This window comes from Mesorhizobium sp. WSM4836 (assembly GCF_055811815.1).
In genome coordinates this window covers 1-328 of the sequence record NZ_JBVVQF010000105.1, presented here as the reverse complement: position 1 = coordinate 328, position 328 = coordinate 1, and the positions used below count along the sequence as shown (strand labels likewise).

1 pseudogene is annotated in these 328 nt (G+C 68.0%); it reads right to left on the bottom strand.

The window, feature by feature from the left end:
* A pseudogene (locus AC0L2P_RS32285) lies at nucleotides 1-315 on the bottom strand (Tn3 family transposase); the annotation flags it as partial.
* Nucleotides 316-328 lie beyond the last annotated feature (13 nt).

Here is a 328-nt window from a genome sequence, read left to right as displayed (position 1 = left end):
CTCGTCGAGCCAGGCGTGCGGATCGCCGAGCGAGAAAGCGGGCTTCGGTACGGGGCTGGCCGGTGGGGCAAGCAGCACACTGAGCGCGCGATGGACGCGCGCGGTCGGCACCCAGATACCACCGGATGCCAAAGCATTGGAAAGCGCGCTGTAAGTCGCCATCTCCCAATGGGTGCGATCGATCCCGCCTGCGGTCATGACATGCCGACGCCAGCGGTGCTCGACATGGCCAAGCGGCACGTCATCGGGCAACGCCCTGCGCCAGTCTCCGTCGAGATCGGCGAGGATCGCCATCGCATCGCGCAACGGCTGCATTCCGGCCCGGCCC